We start from the raw sequence: 23447 nt of genomic DNA on the forward strand, positions 1-23447 counted from the left end.
AACGACCCTTGAATCAGAACGCTGGCCCAACGAGCCCCGCGTCAGAACACCGGCCCGACAAGCCTCGCGTGCCACTTCGCCGCAGAGACGTCGGTGAGCGACGCGACCTGGTCGATGACGACCCGCAGTCGCGCCGCGTCGTCATCGGCCTCGTGCCAGTCGGCAGCGAACGACTGCTCGAGCGCGGTCGGCGCTCGGTCGACGAGCACCTCGACGAGCTGTCGCAGAACCTGCCGCTGAGCCATGTAGAGCGGTTCGGACTCACGCGGGGCCATGACGTAGGCGACGGCGACGCCCTTGAGGACCTGGATCTCGGCGGCGGTCGCGTCGGGCACGACAAGGCTCGCCGCGTACCTGGTGAGGGGCCCATCGCCGTAGCGCTCGCGGGTCGCGTCGTGCGCAGCGCCGCAGAACCGGCCGATGAGCTGGCTCGTCGAGTCCTTGAGCCGCGCGAGCGAGCGGCGCGAGCCGTCGAAGTCGCTCGGCCACAGTCCGTCGTGCGCGAGGCGCCCCATGGCCGCGTCGAGCTCGTCGGCCGCGAATCTGTCGCCGTACCAGGTGGTGACGGCGTCGATGACGCGTCCGCGCTCGGCGTCCTGCGTCATGAGCCCGAGGTCGAGCTTGCCGCCGACGATCGCGTCCTCGACGTCGTGCACGGAGTAGCTGATGTCGTCGGCGAGGTCCATGACCTGTGCCTCGATGCACTTGACGCCCTCGGGCGCTCCCTGCCGGAGCCAGTCGAACACGGGCTGGTCGTCCGGGTAGACTCCGAACTTGTGCGTGAGCCGCCCCTGCGGTCCCTCCCAGAGGCGCCACGGGTACTTGACGGACGCGTCGAGGCTCGCCCGCGTGAGGTTGAGCCCGACGGAACGTCCGTCGGTGTCGAACGTCTTGGGCTCGAGCCGCGTGAGGAGCCGCAACGTCTGGGCGTTGCCCTCGAACCCGCCGATGCCTTTGGCGACCTCGGCCAGCTCACGCTCACCGTTGTGACCGAACGGCGGGTGCCCGAGGTCGTGCGCGAGGCACGCCGAGTCGACGACGTCGGGGTCGCACCCGAGCTGCTTCCCGAGCTCACGACCGACCTGCGCGACCTCGAGGGTGTGCGTGAGGCGCGTGCGAATGAAGTCGTCGCTCGACGGGCCGAGCACCTGTGTCTTCGCGCCGAGCCGCCGGAGCGCCGACGAGTGGACGAGACGCGCGCGGTCACGCTCGAACGGCGTACGTGCCTTCGACTTCGGAGGTTCGGCGGCGAGTCGTTCGACGTCGCGGACGTCGTAGCCGGGGATCTCGGGGTCGATGGGCACGTGCCAACCCTAGTCGAGCAGCCCGGAACGGGCGTCGCCGCCACAACGCCCCGGTCGAGCACCGAGCCGCCGAGACCGGTCGACCCTTCCAGCCCGATGTCAACGCTGCACGATCCGAGCCGGGCACCTGGGCGACCCGCGTGTCAGCGCAACCGCCACACCCCGAGGTGGGGTCCCGTACCGGGCACGAGCAGACCGGTTTGCCCCGCAGCGTCATCGACGCCCGCAGCGCCGTCGCCCGCAGCGCCGACGCCGGCAACGCCGACGCCCCCAGCGCTGCCACCCCCAGCCTCGTCGCATGCAGCGCTATCGCCCGCAACGCCGACGCCCCCGGCGCTGACGCCTCCAGCGCCGTCGCCCCGCGCGACGCAGAGGTCGACCGACCCGAACAGCGTCTCGGGCGTCCCGTCGAGCGGCAGCACCGCGCCCGTCCACGGCGCACGTGCCGCGACGACGAGCAGGGCCTCGTCGTGCGTCTCGCGTACGTACCCGAGCGCGTCGTCGGCGACGAGCACCCACCGCAGCGAGCCTTCGCGCAGCGCGCGGTGCTCGTGCCGCAGCGCGGCGAGGCGCCGGTAGACGTCGTGCGTGTGCTCGTCGCGGCGGGCGGGCGCGTGCCACGGCATGGGGACGCGCGCGTGCTCGCCGGTCGCCCCGGTGAGGCCGAGCTCGTCGCCCGCGAAGACGACGGGCACCCCGAGGTAGGTGAAGAGGATGCCGGCGGCGACCTCGTGGAGCTCGCGCGAGCCGACGAGGGTGCGGATCCGTGGCGTGTCGTGCGAGCCGAGCATGTTCCACTGCCGCACGAGAACGTCCCAGGGGACGCCGCCGTCGAAGTCGCGCATCTCAGCGACGACGTGGTGCCCGGAGCGTCGTGGCACGGGCACGCCGCGCATCTGCTGGAAGGAGACGTCGCCGCCCTCGGCGGACAGCCAGGTCCACAGGGGGTTCGTGAACGCCGTGTAGTTCATGTTGGCGTGCCACGTGTCGCCCGCGAGGTCTGCGCGCGCGTCGTGGAAATGCTCGGAGATGAGAGCGCCGTCCGGGTTGACCTGCTCGATGGTCGCGCGCACGGCGGCGGCGACGTCCTGGTTGAGGTCGAGCGTCCCGTACCTGCCGGTCATGTTGGCGACGTCGATGCGCCAGCCGTCGAGCGCGTACGGCTCCTGGAGCCAACGTCCGACGACGGACTCGGGCCCGTCGATCATGCGGGCACGCAGCTCGGGCGAGCGGAAGTCGAGCTTGGGCAGCCGGGCGTGCCCGATCCAGCCGACGTAGCCGGCCGAGGCGTCGGGCGCGTCGGGATCGCTCCACAGGTAGAAGTCGTGCTCGGGCGACGTCGGGTCCTGCTGGGCGGTCGTGAACCACTCGTGGCTCGCCCCGGTGTGGTTGGTCGTGAGGTCGCCCATGAGGCGCATGCCGCGTCCGTGGAGGGCGCCGGAGAGTCGCGCGTACGCGTCGTCACCGCCGAGCAGCGGGTCGACGCGGTCGAACGTCGACGCGTCGTACCGGTGGCACGTCTGCCCCGGGAAGACGGGCGTGAGATAGACGGTCGTCACGCCGAGGTCGGCGACGTGGTCGAGGTGCTCGACGATGCCGTCGAGGTCTCCCCCGTAGAGCTGCAGCCCGGTCTCGCGTCCGACGGCGATCGGTTCCTCGTCCCACGCCGCAGGGATCGCCCAGTCGGGCGCCGGCCGGTCGTCGGCGGCGGCCGACCGCGCGAAGCGGTCGGGGAAGACCTGGTAGACGACCGCGTCCCGCAGCCACGTCGGGCCGGCCGCGTGCGTCGAGATCCGGAAGTCGTGCGCGTCGGTGACGCCGCGGGCGTGCACGCCGTCGGCGGAGAGCCACGCGACGCCACCCGGGCGGACGAGCGCAAAGCGGTAGTGCGTGAGCGTGTGGTGGACGAGGACGTCGGCCTCGTACCAGACGTCGCGCACGTCCTCGTCGACGACGACGGCGCGCCGCATGCGCGGCTCGGCGTCCTGGACGGTGCGGAGCCACACCTCGGTGACCCCGGATGTGCGAGGGACCCGCACCCGGACGGGGACCGTGTCCCCGAGGTGGTGCGGGCCCTGCGCGGTGTAGAGCTCGGAGCCGTCGTGGTGAGGCAGGGCGCGCTCGGCGCGCCCTGCCTCGACGACGGGTCCGTGGGACCCGTGGCTCATCCCTTGACCGACCCCGCGGTGAGCCCGGAGACGATGTACTTCTGCAGGTACATGAAGAGGATGATGACCGGCACCGCGGCGATGACGGCGCCCGCAGCGAACTGCGCCCACGGCGTGACGAGCGGGCGCGTCGCCCACAGGTAGAGGCCGACGGCGATCGTGTAGTTCTGCTCCTGAGTCATGAGGACCTTCGCGATGATGAAATCGCCATAGGTGCCGACGAACGACAGGAGGCCGACGACCGTGAGGATCGGCAGGACCAGCCGCAGGATGATCGTCCAGAAGATCTGCGCGTGCGTCGCGCCGTCGATCTTCGCGGCCTCGTCGAGCTCGCGCGGCACGGTGTTGAAGAACCCGTACATGAGGAAGGCGTTCGAGCCCAGCGCGCCGCCGAGGTAGATCGCGATGAGGGCGACGTGGTTGTTCTCGCCGAGGAACGGGTAGACCTCGCCGAGCGAACGCACGAGCAGGAAGATCGCGACGAACGCGAGCATCTGCGGGAACATCTGGACGATGAGCAGCGCCGTGAGACCGCCACGTCGCCCGGCGAACCGGAAGCGCGAGAACGCGTAGGCGGCCGCCGAGCCCATGAGCACGGTGCCGATCGCGGTCACGCCGCAGATGACGAGCGAGTTGAGCGCCCAGCGCGGGAAGGCGGTCTCGGTGAAGAGCATCCCGTAGGTGCTGAGGTCGAACCCCGAGAAGAGGCTCTGGTCGCCGGCGCCGTTGATGGACGCCGTCGGACCCTTGAGGGACATCGACACCGCGAAGAGGATCGGCAGGAGGACGATCGGGATCATGAGGATCCCGACAAGGTGCCTCCAGCCGAGCTCACGCGCCCACCGGGCAAGCCGCTCCTGCCGTGTGAGCTGCGACATGACGACCTGCGCGGGCGCCTCGGCGGGGCTGTCGGGAGAGATCTGTGTCGTGGACATGTCAGTTGATCTCCTCGAGCTGGCGGGTCTTGCGGAACCCGATGTACGACACGACTCCGACGATGAGGAAGATGACGATCGACATCGCGCTCGCGAGACCGTAGTCCTTCGACCCTCCGGCCTCGACGGCGATCTTGTAGACCATCGAGATGAGGATGTCGGTGCTGCCGAGGCCGTACTCGTTGCCGACGAACTTCGGCCCACCGGCCGTGAGCATGTAGATGAGCGAGAAGTTGTTGAAGTTGAACGCGAAGCTCGCGATGAGCAGCGGCGTCACGGCAACGAGGAGGAGCGGCAGCGTGAGGCTCCGGAAAGATCGGAAAGGCCCTGCGCCGTCGATCGTCGCGGCCTCGTAGATGTCGGACGGGATCGACTGCAGCGCACCTGTCGAGATGAGGAACATGTAGGGGAAGCCGAGCCACAGGTTGACCAGGAGGATGGTCACCTTGGCGAGCACGGGATCCGCGAGCCACGGGATGTCGGCCCCACCGAGGAGCTCCTGGTTGATGTAGCCGAACCGCGTGTTGAGCATGCCGGCCCAGATGAGCGCAGAGAGGAACCCGGGGAAGGCGTACGGGAGGATGAGCATCGCGCGGTACCAGGCCCGCGACCGCATGCGTGCATTGTTGAACGTCACCGCGAGCAGGAGGCCGGCGGCGAACGTCGTGAGGACGGAGAGGAAGCCGAACGCGAAGGTCCACACCATCGTCTGGCCGAAGGGCTTGGCGAGCTTCGAGTCGGTGAGCATCCGCGTGAAGTTCTCGAAGCCGACCGCGACGCGCCAGCCGGGCTGGAGCTCGGTGCCGTCGGGGGCGACGAACGACCCGTGGTCGTTCTCCGTGTAGACGACGCCGGTCTCGACGTTCGTCATCGTGCCGGCCGCGGCGTCGTACTCGAGCGCCGTGACGTTACGCAGGCCGATCGTGCCGTTCGTCGTGCGCAGCGAACCGTCGGACGCCTGGTCGGACCAGGGGACGCGGATCTTCGTGACGTCCTCGTCGAGCCCGAGGAGGTCAGCGAAGCCGAGCGCCTTGTAGCCCTCGACCGAGTCGATGCGGGCACCGGCGCCCTCGCCGGTGACGGTCGCGCCGTCGACGGGGGCGAGCGCGTCCTCGGCCGAGCCGATCTTCGCGACACCGTCGTCGACGATCCCGAAGAAGATGTCACCGTCGCGCTCGAGCACCGTGAGCTGGTACGTCGGCGAGTCGGGCATCTGCCGCTCGTTGTACTCCTGGATGCGCTCGACCGCCTGGTCCCGCGTGATCGAGTGCGACGTGCCGTAGTTCGTGAACGCGACGTACGCGGTGTACGCCATGACGAACACCTGGAAGACCAGGAGGAAGATGAGGCCCGGCACGAGGTACTTGCCGGGGATGGTGCGCCGGGAGAAGTACACCCAGTTGACGACGACGAGGATCGCGACGGTCCCCACGAGGACGCCCCACGACGCGGCCGACACCGCGTTCATGATGCCGAACACGAGGAACGCGTTGACGAGCATCATGAGGAAAAGCTTGACGAAGAAGCCGCCCCGGATGTCGCGTGCGTGGTGCGTCTCGGGACGCCCCGGAGGCGCCTCTGCGGCGCCGGTCTGCGACGCGGAGGTCGCTGGAGCGTTGCTCCTGTCGGTCATCTCATCCTCCTGGGAGACCCGCGGCGGTGCGGGGGTACGGTCTCATGCTTGCGCAGCGAACGCCGGGGCACCACCTGCTGACGGCGGCGACCCGGCGCGCTGGTCGAGGTGGCCTGCCCCGCGCTGCGGGGCAGGCCACCTCTGTGGGTCAGAGAAGACCGCTGATGGTGTCGACCATGTCGGCCCAGGTCTTCGCCGGGTCCTTGGCCTTGCCGTCGATGATCTGGATCTGGGTGGAGCCCATCTGGCCCCAGACAGCGTCCATCTCCTTGAAGCCCGGCTGCGGGACGGCGTTGACGCCGGCCGCGGCGAAGCCCTTGAGGATCGGGTCGTCGACAACCGCGGCGGAGACCGTGTTCACGGGGATACGGCCACCCTCCTTGTAGAGCTTCGTCTGGACGTCGCTCGTCGCGAGGTAGGAGACGAAGGCGTTCGCGGCGAGCGCGTTCTTCGACGTCGCGTTGACGAAGAAGCCCTGGAAGCCGGCGAACGGACGCGAGACGTCGCCACCCGCGGACGGGACGGGGAGGACGGAGACGTCCATGCCCGACTCGACGAAGCGACCCTTGTCACCGACGACGTTCCACGGGCCGGTGATGATGTACGGGGTCTTGCCGTCACGGAAGGCAGGCGTAGCGACGTCTCCCGTGATGTCGCCGGAGAGCCAGCCCGCACCGTTCTTGCCCTGGGCCGCGAGCCACTCGGCGAACTTCGTGCCCTGCTCGCCGCCGAAGCCGACCTCCTTGACGTACGTGCCGTCAGCCGCCTGCTTGAAGAAGGAGATGCCGAACGACGTCATGAGGGGGTACAGGTGGTAGGAGTCACCGTTCTTCGGGTCCTGCTGGACCACGATCGGGAACTCCTTCTTGAGCTCGTCGTTCTGCTTGAGGAGCGCCTCGAACGTGTCCGGGGTCTCCTTGACGATCGCGTTGTTGCGGATGAGCGCGATGTTCTCGACCGCGTAGGGGACGCCGTAGAGGGCGCCGTCGTCGCTGAACGCGGCCTTGCCACCGTCGGAGAGCTCCGCCGCAGCGGCGCCGAGCTGGATCGGGGCGACGAGACCGTTGGCGACGAGCTCGCCGGTCCAGTCGTTCGCGCCGACGACGACGTCCGGGCCACCCTCCTGGGCGCCCTGGGCGACGAAGTCCGTCTTGATGTCGCCGAAGGCCTTCTGCGTGAGGTTGACCTTGACGCCGTACTCGGCCTCGAAGTCAGCCGCGACACCCTTGAGGTCCTTGATGCGCTCCTCGTCGACCCACATCGACAGCTCGCCCGAGAGCTTCGGGGCCTCGGTCGTGGTGGCCTGCGGCGCGGGGGTCGTGGTCGGGGTGTTGCTGCCCGTGTCGCCCGAGCAGGCGGTGAGCGCGAGTCCGAGGCCGAGGGCCGCGGCAACGATGGGGATGCTCCGTCGCATCTTGGTGTTCTCCCGTTTCTCTGCATCTTTGCGACCACCCACGCTGGCGGGCGCCGCCCTGATGAGGACGACGCTAGACGCCGGGGTGTACATCGTGCAAGCCGTTGCGGTAACTTTCATGCAACGGTTGCCAGACGCGCCCTCCCAGAGTGAGCTCAAGGCAGCCGGAAGTCCTAGACGCGCTCCTCCGCGCCGCCTGCAGCGCGACTCGGATCCGCTGACACGAACGAGGACATGGCAAGGAGGCCCTCTTGTCCCGTACCCTGCACACCGTGCGCACCCGACTCACAGATCTGGCTCAGCAGGCCGGCGTGAGCACCGCAACGGTCTCTCGCGTTCTCAACGGGAAGGCCGGCGTCTCGAGCGAGACGCGCCAGGCGGTGCTCGCGGCCCTCGACCTGCTCGGCTACGAGCGACCCGAAAAGCTCCGTGGACACTCCGCCGGCCTCGTCGGACTCATCGTCCCCGAGCTCACCAACCCGATCTTCCCCGCGTTCGCGCAGGCGATCGAGTCGCGGCTCTCCGAGCACGGGTACACGCCGCTCCTCTGCACCCAGTCCCCCGGTGGCACGACCGAGGACGAGTACATCGAGATGCTCCTCGAGCACGGCGTCGCCGGCATCGTCTTCGTCTCGGGCCTGCACGCCGACACGTCCGCGAGCCGCGAGCGGTACCACCGCCTGCGCGAGCGCGGCGTCCCGCTCGTCATGGTCAACGGCTTCGCCGACGGTGTCGACGCCTCGTTCATCTCGAACGACGACGTCACCTCGATGGAGCTCGCCGTCCGTCACCTCGTCTCGCTCGGCCACCGGAAGATCGGGCTCGCCATCGGCCAGGAACGGTACGTCCCGGTGCATCGCAAGCGTGAGGGCTTCGCAGCAGCACTCGCGCGCCACCTCGGGGTCGAGGTCGCGACCCCGCACGTCGCGACGTCCCTCTTCACCGTCGAGGGCGGCGCAGCCGCGGCAGGCGAGCTCATCGACTCCGGCCACACCGGCATCGTCTGCGCCTCCGACCTCATGGCCCTAGGTGCGACCCGGGCAGTCCGTGCCCGCGGGCTGCGCACCCCGCGCGACGTCTCGATCATCGGCTTCGACGACTCGCCGCTCATCGCGTTCACCGAGCCGCCGCTCACGACGATCCGTCAGCCCGTCACCGCGATGGGCGCCGCTGCGGTGACGTCGCTCGTGGCCCAGATCACCGGTGAGACGGTCTCGCGCTCCGAGATCTTGTTCCACCCCGAGCTCGTCGTCCGGGAGTCGACGGGCGTCGCCCCGAGCGGCGACTGACCCCTCCTCGCACGCCGCGACGGCCCCGCCCCTGCCGAGGGGCGGGGCCGTCGGCGTCCGTGGACGCTTCGCGCAGCGAGCTCGTCACGGCGCGGAGCGATCACGTACAGAGTCTCCACCCGGCTCGCGCAGCGCCGCATCGAAACACGTCTGGGACTTGCAGCAACCACCTGCCGTCGGGTTACGCTGGAAGCCCGTTCGAAACGATTCGAGCGTGGATTCTCGAGCTCAGGAGCGTGGACCGTGACCACCCCCGACGCGGCGCAGCCGCTCGCGACGACCCCCGTGCATGCCGCCCGCCCCCAGGGCGAGTGGTGGCGCAACGCCGTCATCTACCAGGTCTACCCCCGGTCCTTCGCCGACGGCGACGGCGACGGCATGGGCGACCTCGCTGGCATCACGAAGCGCCTCGACCACCTCGCCGCGCTCGGCGTCGACGCACTGTGGCTCTCGCCGTTCTACCGCTCCCCTCAGGCCGACGGCGGCTATGACGTCGCCGACTACCGCGACGTCGACCCGCTCTTCGGCACGCTCGCCGACTTCGACGCCCTCCGCGCCCGCGCGACCGAGCTCGGCCTGCGCGTCATCGTCGACCTCGTCCCCAACCACACCTCCGACCAGCACGCCTGGTTCCAGGAGGCGCTGCGGGCCGGCGCCGGCTCCCCCGCACGCGACCGCTACCTCTTCCGCGAGGGCCGCGACGGCGGCGAGACCCCGCCCAACAACTGGACCTCGATCTTCGGCGGGCCCGCCTGGACGCGCGTCGACCAGCGCGCCGACGCCGCCGAGCTCGGGCTCACGGGGGACCGCCAGTGGTACCTCCACCTCTTCGACACGACCCAGCCCGACCTCGACTGGTCGCGCGAGGAGGTCCACGCCGAGCTCCGCGACGTGCTGCGCTTCTGGCTCGACCGCGGCGTCGACGGATTCCGCGTCGACGTGGCCCACGGCCTCGTGAAGAAGCCCGACCTGCCCGACTGGGACTGGTCGACCGCCATGGTCACCGGCTCCGACGGCGCCGCCGCCCAGCAGACGAGCCTGTCGCCCATGTTCGACCAGCCCGGCGTCCACGACATCTACCGCGAGTGGAACGCCGTCCTCGCCGAGTACGACGGCGACCGCGCCCTCGTCGCCGAAGCCTGGGTCGAGCCGTTGTCCTCGCTCGCTGATTACGTCCGCCCCGACGAGATGCAGCAGGCCTTCAACTTCCCGTACCTCTCGACCGACTGGGACGCCGCCGCACTGCGCGAGACGATCACTGAGTCGTTCCGCGTCTACGACGCGGTCGGAGCCCCCTGCACGTGGGTCCTCTCGAACCACGACGTCGTCCGCCACGCGTCGCGCCTCGGGCTGCCCGCTGGCCCGCGCCCCAACGGCATCCGCGCGCACGACCCGCAGCCCGACGCAGCCCTCGGGCTGCGCCGCGCGCGCGCCGCGACGCTCCAGATGCTCGCCCTGCCCGGCTCCGCCTACCTCTACCAGGGAGAGGAGCTCGGCCTGCCCGAGCACAGCGAGCTCGACGACTCGCTGCGTCAGGACCCGACCTGGTTCCGTACGGGCTACCAGGAGGCCGGCCGCGACGGCTGTCGCGTCCCGCTGCCGTGGGAGGCCGACGCTCCAGGCCTCGGCTTCGGTCCGACCGGTGCGACGTGGCTCCCCCAGCCCACGTCCTACCGCGCCCTCGCCGTCGACGCGCAGTCGGGCGACGCGGGCTCGACGCTCGAGCTCTACCGCGCCGCTCTCGCCCTGCGCGCCGAGCGCGACCTCGGCGACGGAGCCCTCGCATGGGTCGACGCCTACGTCGGTTCTTCCGACGTCCTCGCCTTCGTCACGGACGACATGCTCGTCCTCACGAACCTCGGCACCGCCGCCGTCGCGCTGCCGGACGGCTACGCGGCAGTCCTCACGAGCGGGCCGCTCGACGCGGGTCGCGTGCCCGTCGACACGACCGTCTGGGCGCTGCCCCGCGCGTGACGCCCCTCCCGGACGATGTCCGGGGACGAACGGGGGGTGGTGGCCACCGGCCACCACCCCCTCGCCCAGCCGCCCGGGCGCGCGTGTCCGTCCACGACACGCGCGCACCCGGTGCGGCGGCTCATCGGCCTCCGGTCAGCTCACACGACCCTCGGCATGTACCGCGATAAAGCCCTCAGCAGGCACCGTAGCACTGAGCGTGCCATCCGGTGCGACCACGATCGTAGCGCCTGCGCACTCTCCGGCCGAGACTGTCCCACCTGCGACGTCGCAGTACCTCCCCGGGGCGAGCGTCGAGGCCCACGTTCCGGTGGCGGGCTCGTCGCCGCGGTTGACGACGACCGTCCCGAGATCTCCCCGCGAGAACGCGAGAACGTCGGACGCCGACTCGTCGACCGCCGCGAGCCCGGCGCCGTCGGTCACGTGACGCCACTGGACCATCCCCTGGATCGCGGGCCACCGCTGCTCGCACGTCCACGCGCCCGCCTCGAGATCGGTCGTCGGCGCCGCGTCGTCCGCGCACGTCGCGTCGAGCACGCGTCCGTCGGCGTCCTGCACGGGGCCCGCGTCGCGGTCGTCGAACGCGTAGCCCGAGTAGAGGACGGGCGTACCGTACGCCCCTGCGAGCATGAGGACGTTCGCGAGGAGGTACTCCGCGTCGCGCGACACGAGGGTCTCGCCGTTGCGCTCGGTGTCATGGTTCGTCACGAAGACGACGGCGTCGTCCGACGGCAGCATGCCGCGCTCGCCGAGTGTGAGCGCCTGCCGGAACGTCGAGCCGCCGAGGAGCCCGACGAGCTCGCGTCCGTAGCCGAACTCGAAGACCTGCCCGTTGTCCACGTACTGCTCGGGCGTCACGGGCTCGCCACCGCCCCGGATGACCTCTTGCCAGACGACCGCGCCGTCCGGGAGGTCGGCGACGATCGCCGCGACGTCCGCGGGGGGCATGTGCTTGGCCGCGTCGATACGGAAGCCCGCGACGCCGAGGTCCATGAGGTCGGCGAGGTACGCCTTGAGCGTGTCCCGGACGTGCTCGGTCCCCGTCGCGAGGTCGGCGAGGCTGACGAGCTCGCAGCCCTGGACCTGGGAGGCGTCCTTGTAGTTCTGGATGTCGCCGTCGGGCGCGTCGCAGTGGTGGAAGTCGCCGTCGGCGTCCGAGAACAGGCCCGGATACTCGTAGTGCTCGTACGACGAGCCCGCCCAGCCGACGCCCGGGTCCTCCTGGCCGGACATGTGGTTGACGACAGCGTCGGCGACGATCCCGACGCCCGCGTCCCGGCACGTGCCGACCATGGCCGCGAACTGCTCGCGCGTGCCGAGCCGAGACTCGATCTTGTGGCTCACGGGCTGGTACGACGTCCACCACTGCTCGCCGAGGACGTGCTCCTGCGGCGGCGACGTGAGGACCCACGAGATGCCGGCCGGGCCGAGCGCGCTCGTGCACTCCTGCGCGATCGCGTCCCAGGACCACTGGAACAGCTGGATGCCCACGCCCGGCAGCGGGCCCGCGTCGGGTCCCGCCTGAGGGCTGGTCGGTGTTGCGCCGGGAGCCGTCGTGCCGGTGCTCGTCGCGCCGAGAGTCGCCTGGTCGGGCGTCCCTCCGCCCGAGCAGGCCGCGAGCAGCGCGGCGAGCGCCGCAGCTGCGGCGACGTGACGGATGGTGCGGGCGGTGCGCATCGAGGCTCCCTGGTCGACGGTGACCCCGCAAGCATACAGAAAACTTGCAGTACGTCACTCCGTCGCAGAGGGACCGAGCAGGCAGGGCCGAGCAGGCGGGACCGTGCGAGCAGCACCGAGCAGCGACAGCCCGCAGGTCACCCGCCCGAGACCGCGAGCTCCGCCTCCGCGAGCCGCGCCCGGAACGTGTCGTCGAGCTCGCGCGACGCGAGCCAGCCCTCCGGCAGGTGCGGCGTCTTCGGCGTGCCCTGCCGCCCACGCGTCCCCTCGGCCGCCTCGCCCGGGTACGGCGCGTCGAGGTCGAGCGCGTCGAGCAGCGTCCTCAGCTCCGCGAGGGACGAGACCATGGCGAGCCCGCGCCGCGCGTCGCCGCCGACCGCATACCCCTTGAGGTACCACGCCATGTGCTTGCGCAGCTCGCGGACGCCCCGGTCCTCCTCGCCGAACTCCTCGACCATGAGCTCGCCGTGACGGTAGATCGTCTCGGCGACCATCGCGAGGCCCGGTTGCAGCCGCTCGGGACGGCCCGCGAACGCGGCCGCGAGGTCGTGGAAGAGCCACGGCCGCCCCTGGCAACCACGCCCGACGACGACGCCGTCGCAGCCGGTCGTCCGCACCATCTCGAGCGCGTCCTCGGCCGACCAGATGTCGCCGTTGCCGAGCACGGGGATGCTCGTCACGGTCCGCTTGAGCTCGGCGATCGCCGACCAGTCCGCGTGCCCCGAGTAGTGCTCGGCCGCGGTGCGTGCGTGGAGAGCGACCGCCGCGACGCCGAGCTGCTCCGCAAGAAGGCCCGCCTCGAGGTACGTCTCGTGGTCCGCGTCGATGCCCTTGCGCATCTTGATGGTCACCGGCACGCCGTAGGGTGCCGCAGCCTCGACCGCCGCGCCGACGATGCTCGTGAAGAGCTCCGTCTTCCACGGCAGCGCCGCACCGCCGCCCTTGCGCGTCACCTTGGGCACGGGGCAACCGAAGTTGAGGTCGACGTGGTCGGCGCGGTCCTCCCCCGCAATGATCCGCACGGCCGCCGCGACCGTCGCCGGGTCCACGCCGTAGACCTGCGCCGAACGCACCTCCTCGTCCGGCTCGAAGGTGACGATGCGCATCGACTCCTCGTTGCGCGCCACGAGCGCGCGCGAGGTCACCATCTCCGCGACGTAGAGGCCCGCCCCGTGCTCGCGGCACAGCCGGCGGAAGGCGCTGTTCGTCACGCCTGCCATGGGCGCGAGGACGACGGGGGTGTCGACCGTGTGCGGTCCGATGCGCAGCGGCGGAAGGACGTGGCCGTCAGGCACGGACCCGACGACGCCCTCGGTCCGAGGTGCCGGCGCGGTCGCGGAGGTCGTCGTGGTCATGGTGTCCATCATCCCACCGGAGCCGGAGCCCCCGACGTGTCGCTCGTCTCGTCGGACGCGATCCACCCGTCGGCGGCACGAGCCTCCGCAAGGTGCGCCCTCCGGGCTCCCCCGGACGCCCGCAGGGGCCGGCAGCCGTGGCTGCCGGCCCCTGCGGGTGCGCGTCGCGTGAGGAGACCGACGCTCAGGCGCCGATGAGGCGTGCCGCGAGGAACGGCACGACCTGGTCGAGCGCGACGCGCTCCTGCTCCATCGAGTCACGGTGACGGATCGTCACTGCCTGGTCCTCGAGCGTGTCGAAGTCGACCGTGATGCAGAACGGCGTGCCGATCTCGTCCTGGCGGCGGTAGCGGCGGCCGATCGCACCGGCGTCGTCGAAGTCGACGTTCCAGTGCTTGCGGAGCTCCGCGGCAAGGTCGCGCGCCTTGGGCGAGAGGTCGGCGTTGCGCGACAGCGGCAGCACGGCGGCCTTGACGGGCGCGAGACGGTGGTCGAGACGCAGCACCGTGCGGACGTCGACGCCGCCCTTGGCGTTGGGCGCCTCGTCCTCGGCGTAGGCCTCGACGAGGAAGGCCATGAGCGAGCGCGTGAGACCCGCGGCAGGCTCGATGACGTACGGGAAGTAGCGCTCGTTCTTGGCCTGGTCGAAGTAGGACAGGTCCTTGCCCGAGATCTCCGAGTGCGTCCTGAGGTCGAAGTCGGTGCGGTTGGCGATGCCCTCGAGCTCGCCCCACTCCGAGCCCGTGAAGCCGAAGCGGTACTCGATGTCGACGGTGCGCTTGGAGTAGTGCGAGAGCTTCTCGGCGGGGTGCTCGTAGAGGCGGAGGTTCTCGGGGTCGATGCCGAGGCCGGTGTACCAGGCCATGCGGGTGTCGATCCAGGTCTGGTGCCAGTCCTCGTCCGTGCCGGGCTCGACGAAGAACTCCATCTCCATCTGCTCGAACTCGCGCGTGCGGAAGATGAAGTTCCCGGGCGTGATCTCGTTGCGGAAGGACTTGCCGATCTGGCCGATGCCGAACGGGGGCTTCATGCGCGAGGCCGTCTGGACGTTGGCGAAGTTCACGAAGATGCCCTGGGCCGTCTCGGGACGGAGGTAGTGCATGCCCTCCTCGTTGTCCACGGCGCCGAGGTAGGTCTTGAGGAGGCCCGAGAAGTTCTGGGGCTCGGTCCAGGCGTCGCGCGTGCCGCAGTTGGGGCACGCGACGTCCGCGAGGCCGTTCTCGGCGGCGCGGCCCTTCTTCTCCTCGAACTCCTCGAGGAGCGTGTCGGCGCGGAAGCGCTTGTGGCAGCTCGTGCACTCGATGAGCGGGTCGGTGAAGACGGCGACGTGGCCCGACGCCTCCCACACCTTGCGCGGGAGGATGACGGAGGAGTCGATGCCGACGACGTCGTCGCGCCCGCGGACCATCGACTGCCACCACTGGCGCTTGATGTTCTCCTTGAGCTCGGCGCCGAGGGGCCCGTAGTCCCAGGCCGAGCGCGAACCTCCGTAGATCTCACCTGCCTGGAAGACGAAGCCTCGGCGCTTGGCGAGGGAGATGACGGCGTCGAGACGCTTGGAGGTGGAAGCCACTGGTGATCACTCCGTTTGGATCGTCGGCGCCACGCATGGCGTGCGGGGCGGGGAACAGCACCCTCAGGGTACCGGCACGTGGCGGAGGCCACGGGCCGCCGAATTGACAATCGTTCTCACTCTTATTGAGAATGGAGATCATGCACAGCACCACGTCGCCCCGACGCACCGCCCGCACCGCCGGCGTCCTCGCCGCGATCCTCGCGCTCACCGCCTGCGGGACCGCTGCCCAAGACGACAACAGGCTCGAGGTCCTCGCCTCGTTCTACCCCCTGCAGTTCGTCGCCGAGCAGGTCGGCGGCGACCGCGTCCACGTCACCAACCTCACACCGCTCGGCGGCGAGCCCCACGACCTCGAGCTGTCCCCCGCCGTCGCGCGCCGTGTGGGCTCCGCAGACCTGGTCGTCTTCCAGTCCGGCTTCCAGCCCGCCGTCGACCAGGCCGTCGACGAGGGCCACCCGACCCGCACGCTCGATGCGACCGCCGTCCTCGCGGCCGCCCCACCGGCCGAGGCGGTGCTCCCCGCAGCCGGGGAGCACGACGACGAGCACGCAGAGCACGACGAGCACGACCACGCCGACGACGAGCACGACCACGCCGACGACGAGCACGCAGAGCACGACGAGCACGAGCACGCCGACGACGAGCACGCCGACCACGACGAGCACGAGCACGCCGACGACGAGCACGCCGACCACGACGAGCACGAGCACGCCGACGACGCGCACGCCGACGCCACTGCCGGCCACTCCGCCGACGACGGCCACGACCACGGCGGCGTCGACCCCCACTTCTGGCTCGACCCGACGCGCCTCGCCCTCCTCGCCCCCGCGCTCGCCGAGATGCTCGCCGCGGCCGACCCCGCCGGAGCCGCCGGCTTCCGTGAGCGCGCCGACGCCCTCGTCCGCGAGCTCACCGACCTCGACGTCTCGTTCACGGCGGGCCTCACGACGTGCACGCACCGCACGCTCGTGACGAGCCACGCCGCCTTCGGGTACCTCGCGCACCGCTACGATCTCGAGCAGGTCTCCGTCGCGGGTCTCGACCCGGACACCGAACCGTCCCCGAGACGCCTGCGGGAGGTCGCCGACATCGTCCGTGCCACGGGCGTCCCGACGATCTTCTTCGAGTCGTCCGCGAGCGCCAAGGTCGCCGGCGTACTCGCCGAGGACGCCGGCGTGCGCACGGCCGCCCTCAGCCCCCTCGAGTCCCTCACGCGCGAGGCGGCCGAGGCAGGCGACACTTATCTCACCACCATGACCGCGAACCTCGCGGCGCTACGGACAGGACTCGACTGTGCCTGACATCCACGCGACGACCGGCACGGCCGCCCCTCCCACGGCCGTCCCAGCGTCGACCGCGGCTCCTGTGCTCGACGTCCGGGGCCTCACGACGCACCTCGGCGGCCAGCAGATCCTCGGCGGCGTCGACCTGCGCATCGAGCAGGGCGAGGTCGTGGCGCTGCTCGGCACGAACGGCTCGGGCAAGTCGACGCTCGTGCGCACGCTCGTGCGCGCCGTGCCTGCGAGCGGCGGCACCGTCAGCATCCTCGGCACGCCCCTCGGCCAGCGCACCCCGTGGCACCGCGTCGGCTACGTGCCCCAGCGGCTCGGCGCTGCGGGCGGCGTCCCTGCGACGGTCCGCGAGATCGTCGCCTCAGGCCTGCTCGGTCCCCGCACGCTGCGCAAGCCGCGCGACTGGCGGCCGCGCGTCGACGCGGCGCTCACCGAGGTCGGCCTGCTCCACCGGCGCGACCAGGCGGTCGCCGACCTCTCGGGCGGCCAGCAGCGCCGCGTCCTCATCGCGCGCGCCCTTGTCCGCGATCCCGAGCTGCTCATCCTCGACGAGCCCGTCGCGGGCGTCGACCAGCCGAGCCAGGAGGCGTTCGCCCGCACGCTCGAGCTGCTCGTCGCGCGCGGCGTGACGATCCTCGTCGTCCTCCACGAGCTCGGCGAGCTCGAGGGGCTCATCACCCGAACCGTCGTCCTGCGGCACGGGACCGTCGTCCACGACGGCCCCGCCCCGCGCGCGGCCCGCGGCCACGACGACCCCGACCACGACCACGTCCACGCGCACGAAGGTCCACAGACCCTGCCCCCGGCCGTCGTCCTCACCGATCATCCCTTCTGCGAGACCGACTGACATGGACCAGATCCTCGACATGCTCACGACGCCCCTCATGCAGCGCGGCCTGCTCGCCGCCCTGCTCGTCGGGATCGTCGCCCCCGTCATGGGGACCTTCCTCGTCCAGCGACGCCTCTCGCTGCTCGGCGACGGCATCGGTCACGTCGCCCTCACGGGCGTCGCGCTCGGCTGGCTCGTCGGCGCAGCCGCGGGCGTCACCCCGGTCGACGCGCTCGCCGTGCCCGGCGCCGTCGTCGCCGCCGTCATCGGCGCGGTCGGCATCGAGATCGTCCGCGAGCGCGGCCGCACGAGCGCCGACGTCGCCCTCGCCCTGCTCTTCTACGGCGGCATCGCCGGCGGCGTCATCATCATCCAGCTCGCAGGCGGCCAGAGCTCGAACCTCATGGCGTACCTCTTCGGCTCGATCTCCGTCGTCACGACGTGGGACCTCGTCCTCACGGCCGTCCTCGCGCTCGTCGTCCTCGGCCTCGGCGTAGGCCTGCGGCCCGCCCTCTTCACCGTGTCGCACGACGAGGAGTTCGCGCGCGCGAGCGGCCTGCCCGTGAGGCTGCTCAACATCGCGATCGCCGTCATGGCCGCCCTCACCGTCACGGTCGCGATGCGGGTCGTCGGGCTCCTGCTCGTCTCCGCCCTCATGATCGTGCCCGTCGCCGTCGCCCAGCTGCTCACGCGTTCCTTCGTCACGACGATGCGCCTCGCGATCGGCATCGGCGTCGTCGCGTGCGTCGTCGGGCTCTCCGCGACGTACTGGTGGGACGTCTCCCCCGGCGCGATGATCGTCGTGCTGACGATCGCCGCCTACGCCGTCGTCGCGGCGCTCCACCCGCTGCTGCGGGCACGGCAGGCGCACCGTGACCCGCACCCCGATCTTCCCGCCGACGTCGTCCTGGAGGCCTGAGCATGCAGCGCATGACCCGTCAGAGGCTCGCCGTGAGCGAGGTCCTCGCCGAGATCCCCGAGTTCGTCTCCGCGCAGCAGCTTCACGAGGAGCTCGCCGAGCGCGGCGTCGCCGTGGGCCTCGCGACCGTCTACCGCACGCTGCAGACGCTCGCGGCCGCAGGCGAGGTCGACGTCCTGCGCCTCGCTGACGGTGAGGCCGCCTACCGCCGCTGCGCGACGCGCGACCACCATCACCACCTCGTGTGCCGCGCGTGCGGGACGACCGTCGAGATCGACGGGCCGACCGTCGAGGCCTGGGCCGGGCTCGTCGGCGACTCGCACGGCTTCACGCGCATCGAGCACACCATCGAGCTCTTCGGCCTGTGCGCCGAGTGCTCCTCCGAGGACGCGCTCGACGCTGCCGTCGAGGACGGCCCCGCGCGCTCCGACGGCGACCGCTGAGCATGCTTCCCGCAGGCCTCGTCCCCGACGCCTCGACGACCCCCTTTCTCGGGATGTTCACCTTCTTCCTCGTCGTCGTCGTCGTGCGCACCCAGGTCACGTACTGGCTCGCCCGGACGCTCACGGACCGCGCCGTGACACGCGGCGAGCCGCGCTCAGCGACGCTGCGTCGCTTCAAGCGGTGGCTCACCGAGGGAGGCGTCGACTCAGGCGTCGCGGCGCTCAACCGCTGGGGGCTGCTCGTCGTCCCCCTGAGCTTCCTCTTCACCGGCACGAAGACCGTCATCAACGCGGCCGCGGGCGTCACCCGCATGCCGTTCGGGCGATACACGGCCGCGATGCTCGTGGGCTGCGTCACGCACTCGGTGATCTACGCGACCGTGGGCTGGGCCGCGTGGACGGCAGTCGTCGGCGCCGCCGCGGGTTCTCCGTGGGCGCTCGTCGTACTCGTCGTCGTCGTCGCGGCCGTCGTCGCGACGATCGTCGCGCATCGCAGGCACAAGCTCGCACGACGGTCACGGACCGACCTTGCCGCGTCCGGTGGCGCCCTCGCGGCGATCCGCGAGTTGCACGGCCGCGCCGCCGAGGCCCACGACGCCGAGCACGCCTACGGGACAGCCGTCACCGGCGAGCAGCACGACGCCGCGAGGCCCGGCGCGACGAGTTCGGACGCCGCGCTCCGGGACGGGTCGACGCGCAACCGTACGACGCCTGACGACGCCTGACGACGCCTGACGACGCCTGACGACGCCTGACGACGAGCATCCTGGCCGGGCGTCAGGCCTCGGGCGTCAGGCCTCGGGACGATCGATCGCAGCGCCGTAGCGGCGGTCGCGGCGCGCGTACTCCTCGACGGCACGCCACAGCACCCGCCGGTCGACGTCGGGCCACGGCTCGGGCAGGAAGACGAGCTCTGCGTACGCGGACTGCCAGATCATGAAGTTCGACGTGCGCTGCTCGCCCGAGCTCCTCAGGAAGAGGTCGACGTCGGGCAGGTCCGGCTCGTCGAGGTAGCGCTGCACCGTCTTCTCGGTGACCTTCTCCGGATCGAGCAGGCCGGCGGCCGCGTCCCGCGCGATGTCACGCGCGGCGTCCGCGAGCTCGGCGCGCCCGCCGTAGTTGACGCACATCGTCAGCGTGCACACGTCGTTGTCCCGTGTGCGACGCTCGGCCTCCTCGAGCTCCGTGACGACCGACTTCCAGAGCCGCGGCCGACGACCGGCCCACCGCACGCGCACGCCCCAGGAGTCGAGCGTGTCCCGCTGACGCCGCAGGACGTCGCGCGAGAAGCCCATGAGGAACCGCACCTCCTCGGGGCTGCGCTTCCAGTTCTCGGTCGAGAACGCGTACGCCGAGACGTGCGTGACGCCGATCTCGATCGCTCCCGCGACGACGTCGAGCAGCGCGGCCTCACCCGCCGCGTGCCCTGCGGTGCGCGGCAGGCCCCGCGCGTTGGCCCAGCGGCCGTTGCCGTCCATGACGACAGCGACGTGGCGCGGCACGAGCTCGCGCGGTACGGCAGGCGGGACGGCGCCCGACGGGTGCGGATCCGGACGCTGCGGCGCCGGGCGCTGCTGCGGGCGGACGGGCGGCTGGGGCGTGCGGGCCATCGGCAGGATCCTCGGGTCGGTCGGTGCAATCGGTGCGATCGGACGGTGCGGGTGGTCTGTGCAATCAGACGGTACGAGCAGACGCTACGTGGTCGGTGCCGGTGCGTGGACAGGGCCGGTGCGTCGGATGCGCCGGCACCGCACGTACGTGCTGCGCAGAGTCGCACGCGCATGACGGGCGTCGACGGCGTCGGGTGCGGCGCCCTTGCGTCGGAACGCTACCCTGCCGGTCCGGGCCCGACGGGTCGCGGCGCGTGCGCGTCCCGGTCGACCATGCGCAGCGACCGCAGTGAACGTTCGAGGTGATACTGGCTGTACGCCGCGACGAGTCCTGACGCCTCCCGTCGCGTCCGCTGGTCCGACTCGCCGGCCGTCTCCCAGTCGCCCTCGAGGAGCGCCGCGAGCAGCGTGAACGTCTCAGGAGCAGGTGCGGGCGACCCTGGCGGACGGCACGTGGGGCACACCGCCCCACCGTGCGCGACCGAGAACGCCCGGTGCGGTCCGGGCTCGCCGCAGCGGCCGCAGCGCGTGAAGCTCGGCGCCCAGCCGGCGACGGCGAGCGCCCGCACGAGGTAGGAGTCGAGCACGAGCCCCGGGTCCTGGCGGCGCTCGCTCAGGGTGCGCAGCGCACCGACGAGCAGCCAGAACTGCTGCACCGACGGCTCGCGCTCGTCCGCGACGACGCGCTCCGCGGTCTCGAGCATGACGGCGCCCACCGTGTAGAGCGCGTAGTCGTCGAAGATGGGCCGCGCGAACGCGCCGAGCGTCTCCGCCTGCGTGACGACGTCGAGGCTGCGCCCCACGTGGAGCTGCAGGTCGACGTACATGAACGGCTCGAGCCGCGCCCCGAAGCGCGACGACGTGCGCCGCACACCCTTGCCGACCGCGCGCACCTTGCCGTGCTCGCGCGTGAGCAGCGTGACGATGCGGTCCGCCTCGCCCAGCTTCTGGGCACGCAGGACCACTCCTTCGTCACGGTAGAGAGGCACGGGTCCATCCTCTCCCATGCCACCGACATGCCGGTGCCCGGTCCGGAGGCTCCCGGACCGGGCACCGGTCGGTCATGCTGGTCATGCTCGGAGGCAGTGTGCCGTCGTCACGCGCTCGACCGGTGGGTCTGCACGCGACGCTCGACCGTCCACGCCGAGGCGCCGCGGATCAGGCGGACGCGCGACCTGCGCGGTTGATCGCCGAGATGATCGCCTTGAGCGACGCCGTCGTGATCGACGGGTCGATGCCGACGCCCCAGAGGACCTCGCCGTCGACCTCGCACTCGACGTACGCGGCCGCGGTCGCGTCGCCGCCCTCGGACAGCGCGTGCTCGGCGTAGTCGAGCACCGCGACGTCCACGCCGACCTGCCCGAGAGCGTCGACGAACGCCGCGATGGGCCCGTTGCCGCGTCCCTCGATCGTGCTGAGGGCCCCGCCGTCGACGAGGTCGACCGCGATCGTGTCCGGGCCGTCCTCGACGCTCGTCGAACGCGTGCCGCGCAGCGCGAAGCGCCCCCACGGTTCGAGGGGACCGCCCGCCGTCGCGGGCAGGTACTCGTCGGCGAAGATCGTCCAGATGTCGTCGCCCGACACCTCACGTCCCTCGCCGTCCGTCACGCCCTGGACGACGCGCGAGAACTCGATCTGGAGCCTGCGGGGCAGGTCGAGATGACGCTCCGACTTCAGCAGGTACGAGATGCCGCCCTTGCCGGACTGGGAGTTGACACGGATGACGGCCTCGTACGAGCGGCCGACGTCCTTGGGGTCGATCGGCAGGTACGGGACGCCCCAGACGAGGTCGTCGATGCCGACGCCCTGCGCCTCGGCGCGCGCCGCCATGTCGTCGAGCCCCTTCTTGATCGCGTCCTGGTGGGAGCCCGAGAACGCCGTGAAGACGAGGTCGCCAGCGTACGGGTGACGCTCGTGCACGCCGATCTGGTTGCAGTGCTCGACCGTGCGGCGGATCGCGTCGATGTCGGAGAAGTCGATCTGCGGGTCGACGCCCTGGCTCGCGAGGTTCATGCCCAGCGTGACGAGGTCGACGTTGCCCGTGCGCTCGCCGTTGCCGAACAGGCAGCCCTCGATGCGGTCCGCACCAGCGAGGTAGCCGAGCTCGGCGGCTGCGACGGCCGTGCCGCGGTCGTTGTGCGGGTGCAGCGAGAGGATGACGTTCTCGCGGTGCGCGAGGTGACGGCTCATCCACTCGATCGAGTCGGCGTAGACGTTGGGCGTCGCCATCTCGACCGTCGCGGGCAGGTTGACGATGACCTTGCGCTCGGGCGTCGGCTCGAGGACCTCGAGCACCGCGTTGCAGATGCGCACCGCGACCTCGAGCTCGGTGCCCGTGTACGACTCGGGCGAGTACTCGTAGAACACCTGGGTGTCCGGGATCGTGTGCTCGAACTTGCGGCACAGCTTCGCGCCGTCGACCGCGATCTCGGTGACGCCGGCCTCGTCCGTGCGGAAGACGACCTCGCGCTGGAGGATCGACGTCGAGTTGTAGAGGTGGACGATCGCCTGCTTGGCACCCTCGAGCGACTCGTAGGTCCGCGCGATGAGGTGCTCGCGCGCCTGCGTGAGCACCTGGATGACGACGTCGTCGGGGATGTGTCCGCCTTCGATGAGCAGACGCACGAAGTCGAAGTCGGTCTGCGACGCCGACGGGAAGCCGACCTCGATCTCCTTGTAGCCCATCTCGACGAGCAGCTTGAACATCGTGAGCTTGCGCTCGGGGTTCATCGGCTCGATGAGCGCCTGGTTGCCGTCACGCAGGTCGACCGCGCACCAGCGCGGGGCCTGTGTCACCGTCCGGGACGGCCACGTGCGGTCGGGCAGGTCGATGGTGATCTGCTGCGCGAAGGGGAGGTACTTGTGCACCGGCATGCCGGAGGGCTGCTGCGGGCCGCCGGGGAAACCATCGTGCGTGGGGACGTGGGTGTTCATCATGGGTCCTTCGTCTGGTGCTGCTCAACAGGGTGTCCGGTCGGCACACCAACCACCGCGACGAGGAACCGACCGGTCAGGCCTCGTCGCGGCAG

Annotated in this window: 18 protein-coding genes; 7 read left to right on the forward strand and 11 right to left on the reverse strand. The window is 71.0% G+C overall.

Annotation, left to right across the window (positions count from 1 at the left end; genetic code table 11):
- Window positions 1–41 precede the first annotated feature (41 nt).
- The 5 genes from G7063_RS09265 to G7063_RS09285 all read right to left on the reverse strand — a co-directional run bounded on the left by G7063_RS09265 (window position 42) and on the right by G7063_RS09285 (window position 7454).
- Window positions 42–1304, reverse strand: coding sequence for a deoxyguanosinetriphosphate triphosphohydrolase (locus G7063_RS09265; RefSeq protein WP_166414143.1), 1263 nt, complete (start codon window positions 1302–1304; stop codon window positions 42–44).
- Between the two features lie 143 nt (window positions 1305–1447).
- Complete coding sequence (locus tag G7063_RS09270) at window positions 1448–3472, reverse strand: glycoside hydrolase family 13 protein (protein ID WP_206188130.1); 2025 nt, start codon at window positions 3470–3472, stop codon at window positions 1448–1450.
- Window positions 3469–4407 carry a sugar ABC transporter permease gene (locus tag G7063_RS09275; RefSeq protein WP_370520696.1) on the reverse strand — a complete coding sequence of 313 codons (939 nt, stop codon included), beginning with the start codon at window positions 4405–4407 and terminating at the stop codon, window positions 3469–3471. The genes G7063_RS09270 and G7063_RS09275 overlap by 4 nt, the downstream gene beginning before the upstream one ends.
- Before the next feature lies 1 nt (window position 4408).
- Window positions 4409–6040 carry an ABC transporter permease subunit gene (locus G7063_RS09280; RefSeq protein ID WP_166414144.1) on the reverse strand — a complete coding sequence of 544 codons (1632 nt, stop codon included), beginning with the start codon at window positions 6038–6040 and terminating at the stop codon, window positions 4409–4411.
- Between the two features lie 148 nt (window positions 6041–6188).
- The gene (locus G7063_RS09285) at window positions 6189–7454 is read right to left on the reverse strand and encodes an extracellular solute-binding protein (protein WP_166414145.1); all 1266 of its coding nucleotides are present in this window, start codon (window positions 7452–7454) and stop codon (window positions 6189–6191) included.
- 251 nt (window positions 7455–7705) lie between these two features.
- Between G7063_RS09285 and G7063_RS09290 the strand changes: the two genes are divergently transcribed.
- Together G7063_RS09290 and G7063_RS09295 are read left to right on the forward strand one after the other, a co-directional pair.
- Window positions 7706–8743 (forward strand): LacI family DNA-binding transcriptional regulator, encoded by a 1038-nt coding sequence (locus tag G7063_RS09290; protein WP_166414146.1) that lies wholly within the window; start codon window positions 7706–7708, stop codon window positions 8741–8743.
- Window positions 8744–8986: 243 nt separating this feature from the next.
- On the forward strand, window positions 8987–10717 hold the full coding sequence (locus tag G7063_RS09295; protein WP_370520697.1) for a glycoside hydrolase family 13 protein: 1731 nt from the start codon (window positions 8987–8989) through the stop codon (window positions 10715–10717).
- 135 nt (window positions 10718–10852) lie between these two features.
- Here G7063_RS09295 and G7063_RS09300 read toward each other — a convergent pair whose 3' ends face one another.
- The 3 genes from G7063_RS09300 to G7063_RS09310 form a co-directional block, all read right to left on the reverse strand.
- On the reverse strand, window positions 10853–12394 hold the full coding sequence (locus tag G7063_RS09300) for an alpha-amylase family protein (protein WP_166414147.1): 1542 nt from the start codon (window positions 12392–12394) through the stop codon (window positions 10853–10855).
- 137 nt (window positions 12395–12531) lie between these two features.
- Window positions 12532–13749 (reverse strand): tRNA dihydrouridine synthase DusB, encoded by a 1218-nt coding sequence (gene dusB, locus G7063_RS09305; RefSeq protein WP_166414148.1) that lies wholly within the window; start codon window positions 13747–13749, stop codon window positions 12532–12534.
- Window positions 13750–13933: 184 nt separating this feature from the next.
- Window positions 13934–15322 (reverse strand): glycine--tRNA ligase, encoded by a 1389-nt coding sequence (locus G7063_RS09310; RefSeq protein WP_166414149.1) that lies wholly within the window; start codon window positions 15320–15322, stop codon window positions 13934–13936.
- Between the two features lie 140 nt (window positions 15323–15462).
- Here G7063_RS09310 and G7063_RS09315 point away from each other — a divergent pair, with 140 nt between their 5' ends.
- Genes G7063_RS09315 through G7063_RS09335 form a run of 5 tightly spaced genes read left to right on the forward strand, consistent with a single transcriptional unit; the run spans window position 15463 to window position 19533 of the window.
- Window positions 15463–16626, forward strand: a complete 1164-nt coding sequence (locus G7063_RS09315) for a metal ABC transporter solute-binding protein, Zn/Mn family (RefSeq protein ID WP_166414150.1) — start codon at window positions 15463–15465, stop codon at window positions 16624–16626.
- Window positions 16619–17464 (forward strand): metal ABC transporter ATP-binding protein, encoded by an 846-nt coding sequence (locus tag G7063_RS09320; protein ID WP_370520698.1) that lies wholly within the window; start codon window positions 16619–16621, stop codon window positions 17462–17464. The genes G7063_RS09315 and G7063_RS09320 overlap by 8 nt, the downstream gene beginning before the upstream one ends.
- Window position 17465: 1 nt before the next feature.
- Complete coding sequence (locus tag G7063_RS09325; RefSeq protein WP_166414151.1) at window positions 17466–18365, forward strand: metal ABC transporter permease; 900 nt, start codon at window positions 17466–17468, stop codon at window positions 18363–18365.
- A 2-nt stretch (window positions 18366–18367) separates the two neighbouring features.
- Window positions 18368–18808, forward strand: a complete 441-nt coding sequence (locus G7063_RS09330; protein ID WP_166414152.1) for a Fur family transcriptional regulator — start codon at window positions 18368–18370, stop codon at window positions 18806–18808.
- Window positions 18809–18810: 2 nt separating this feature from the next.
- On the forward strand, window positions 18811–19533 hold the full coding sequence (locus tag G7063_RS09335; protein WP_240916020.1) for a DedA family protein: 723 nt from the start codon (window positions 18811–18813) through the stop codon (window positions 19531–19533).
- A gap of 66 nt (window positions 19534–19599) precedes the next feature.
- Here the strand turns inward: G7063_RS09335 and G7063_RS09340 are convergent, their stop codons facing one another.
- The 3 genes from G7063_RS09340 to leuA all read right to left on the reverse strand — a co-directional run bounded on the left by G7063_RS09340 (window position 19600) and on the right by leuA (window position 23352).
- Window positions 19600–20418, reverse strand: coding sequence for an isoprenyl transferase (locus G7063_RS09340; RefSeq protein ID WP_166414153.1), 819 nt, complete (start codon window positions 20416–20418; stop codon window positions 19600–19602).
- Between the two features lie 218 nt (window positions 20419–20636).
- Window positions 20637–21407, reverse strand: a complete 771-nt coding sequence (recO, locus tag G7063_RS09345) for a DNA repair protein RecO (protein WP_166414154.1) — start codon at window positions 21405–21407, stop codon at window positions 20637–20639.
- Window positions 21408–21576: 169 nt separating this feature from the next.
- Window positions 21577–23352, reverse strand: coding sequence for a 2-isopropylmalate synthase (leuA, locus tag G7063_RS09350; RefSeq protein ID WP_206188132.1), 1776 nt, complete (start codon window positions 23350–23352; stop codon window positions 21577–21579).
- Window positions 23353–23447 lie beyond the last annotated feature (95 nt).

The organism is Sanguibacter sp. HDW7 (assembly GCF_011300875.1).
Classification (GTDB): Bacteria; Actinomycetota; Actinomycetes; order Actinomycetales; family Cellulomonadaceae; genus Flavimobilis.

Excerpts from the sequence above, each read along its gene's own strand:
- G7063_RS09330 (WP_166414152.1), top strand. The coding sequence starts at position 18,368 with ATGCAGCGCATGACCCGTCAGAGGCTCGCCGTGAGCGAGGTCCTCGCC.
- leuA (WP_206188132.1), bottom strand. The coding sequence starts at position 23,352 with ATGAACACCCACGTCCCCACGCACGATGGTTTCCCCGGCGGCCCGCAG.
- G7063_RS09300 (WP_166414147.1), bottom strand. The coding sequence starts at position 12,394 with ATGCGCACCGCCCGCACCATCCGTCACGTCGCCGCAGCTGCGGCGCTC.
- G7063_RS09280 (WP_166414144.1), bottom strand. The coding sequence starts at position 6,040 with ATGACCGACAGGAGCAACGCTCCAGCGACCTCCGCGTCGCAGACCGGC.
- G7063_RS09315 (WP_166414150.1), top strand. The coding sequence starts at position 15,463 with ATGCACAGCACCACGTCGCCCCGACGCACCGCCCGCACCGCCGGCGTC.
- G7063_RS09285 (WP_166414145.1), bottom strand. The coding sequence starts at position 7,454 with ATGCGACGGAGCATCCCCATCGTTGCCGCGGCCCTCGGCCTCGGACTC.
- G7063_RS09325 (WP_166414151.1), top strand. The coding sequence starts at position 17,466 with ATGGACCAGATCCTCGACATGCTCACGACGCCCCTCATGCAGCGCGGC.
- G7063_RS09270 (WP_206188130.1), bottom strand. The coding sequence starts at position 3,472 with ATGAGCCACGGGTCCCACGGACCCGTCGTCGAGGCAGGGCGCGCCGAG.
- G7063_RS09335 (WP_240916020.1), top strand. The coding sequence starts at position 18,811 with ATGCTTCCCGCAGGCCTCGTCCCCGACGCCTCGACGACCCCCTTTCTC.
- dusB (WP_166414148.1), bottom strand. The coding sequence starts at position 13,749 with ATGACCACGACGACCTCCGCGACCGCGCCGGCACCTCGGACCGAGGGC.
- G7063_RS09275 (WP_370520696.1), bottom strand. The coding sequence starts at position 4,407 with ATGTCCACGACACAGATCTCTCCCGACAGCCCCGCCGAGGCGCCCGCG.
- G7063_RS09340 (WP_166414153.1), bottom strand. The coding sequence starts at position 20,418 with ATGGCCCGCACGCCCCAGCCGCCCGTCCGCCCGCAGCAGCGCCCGGCG.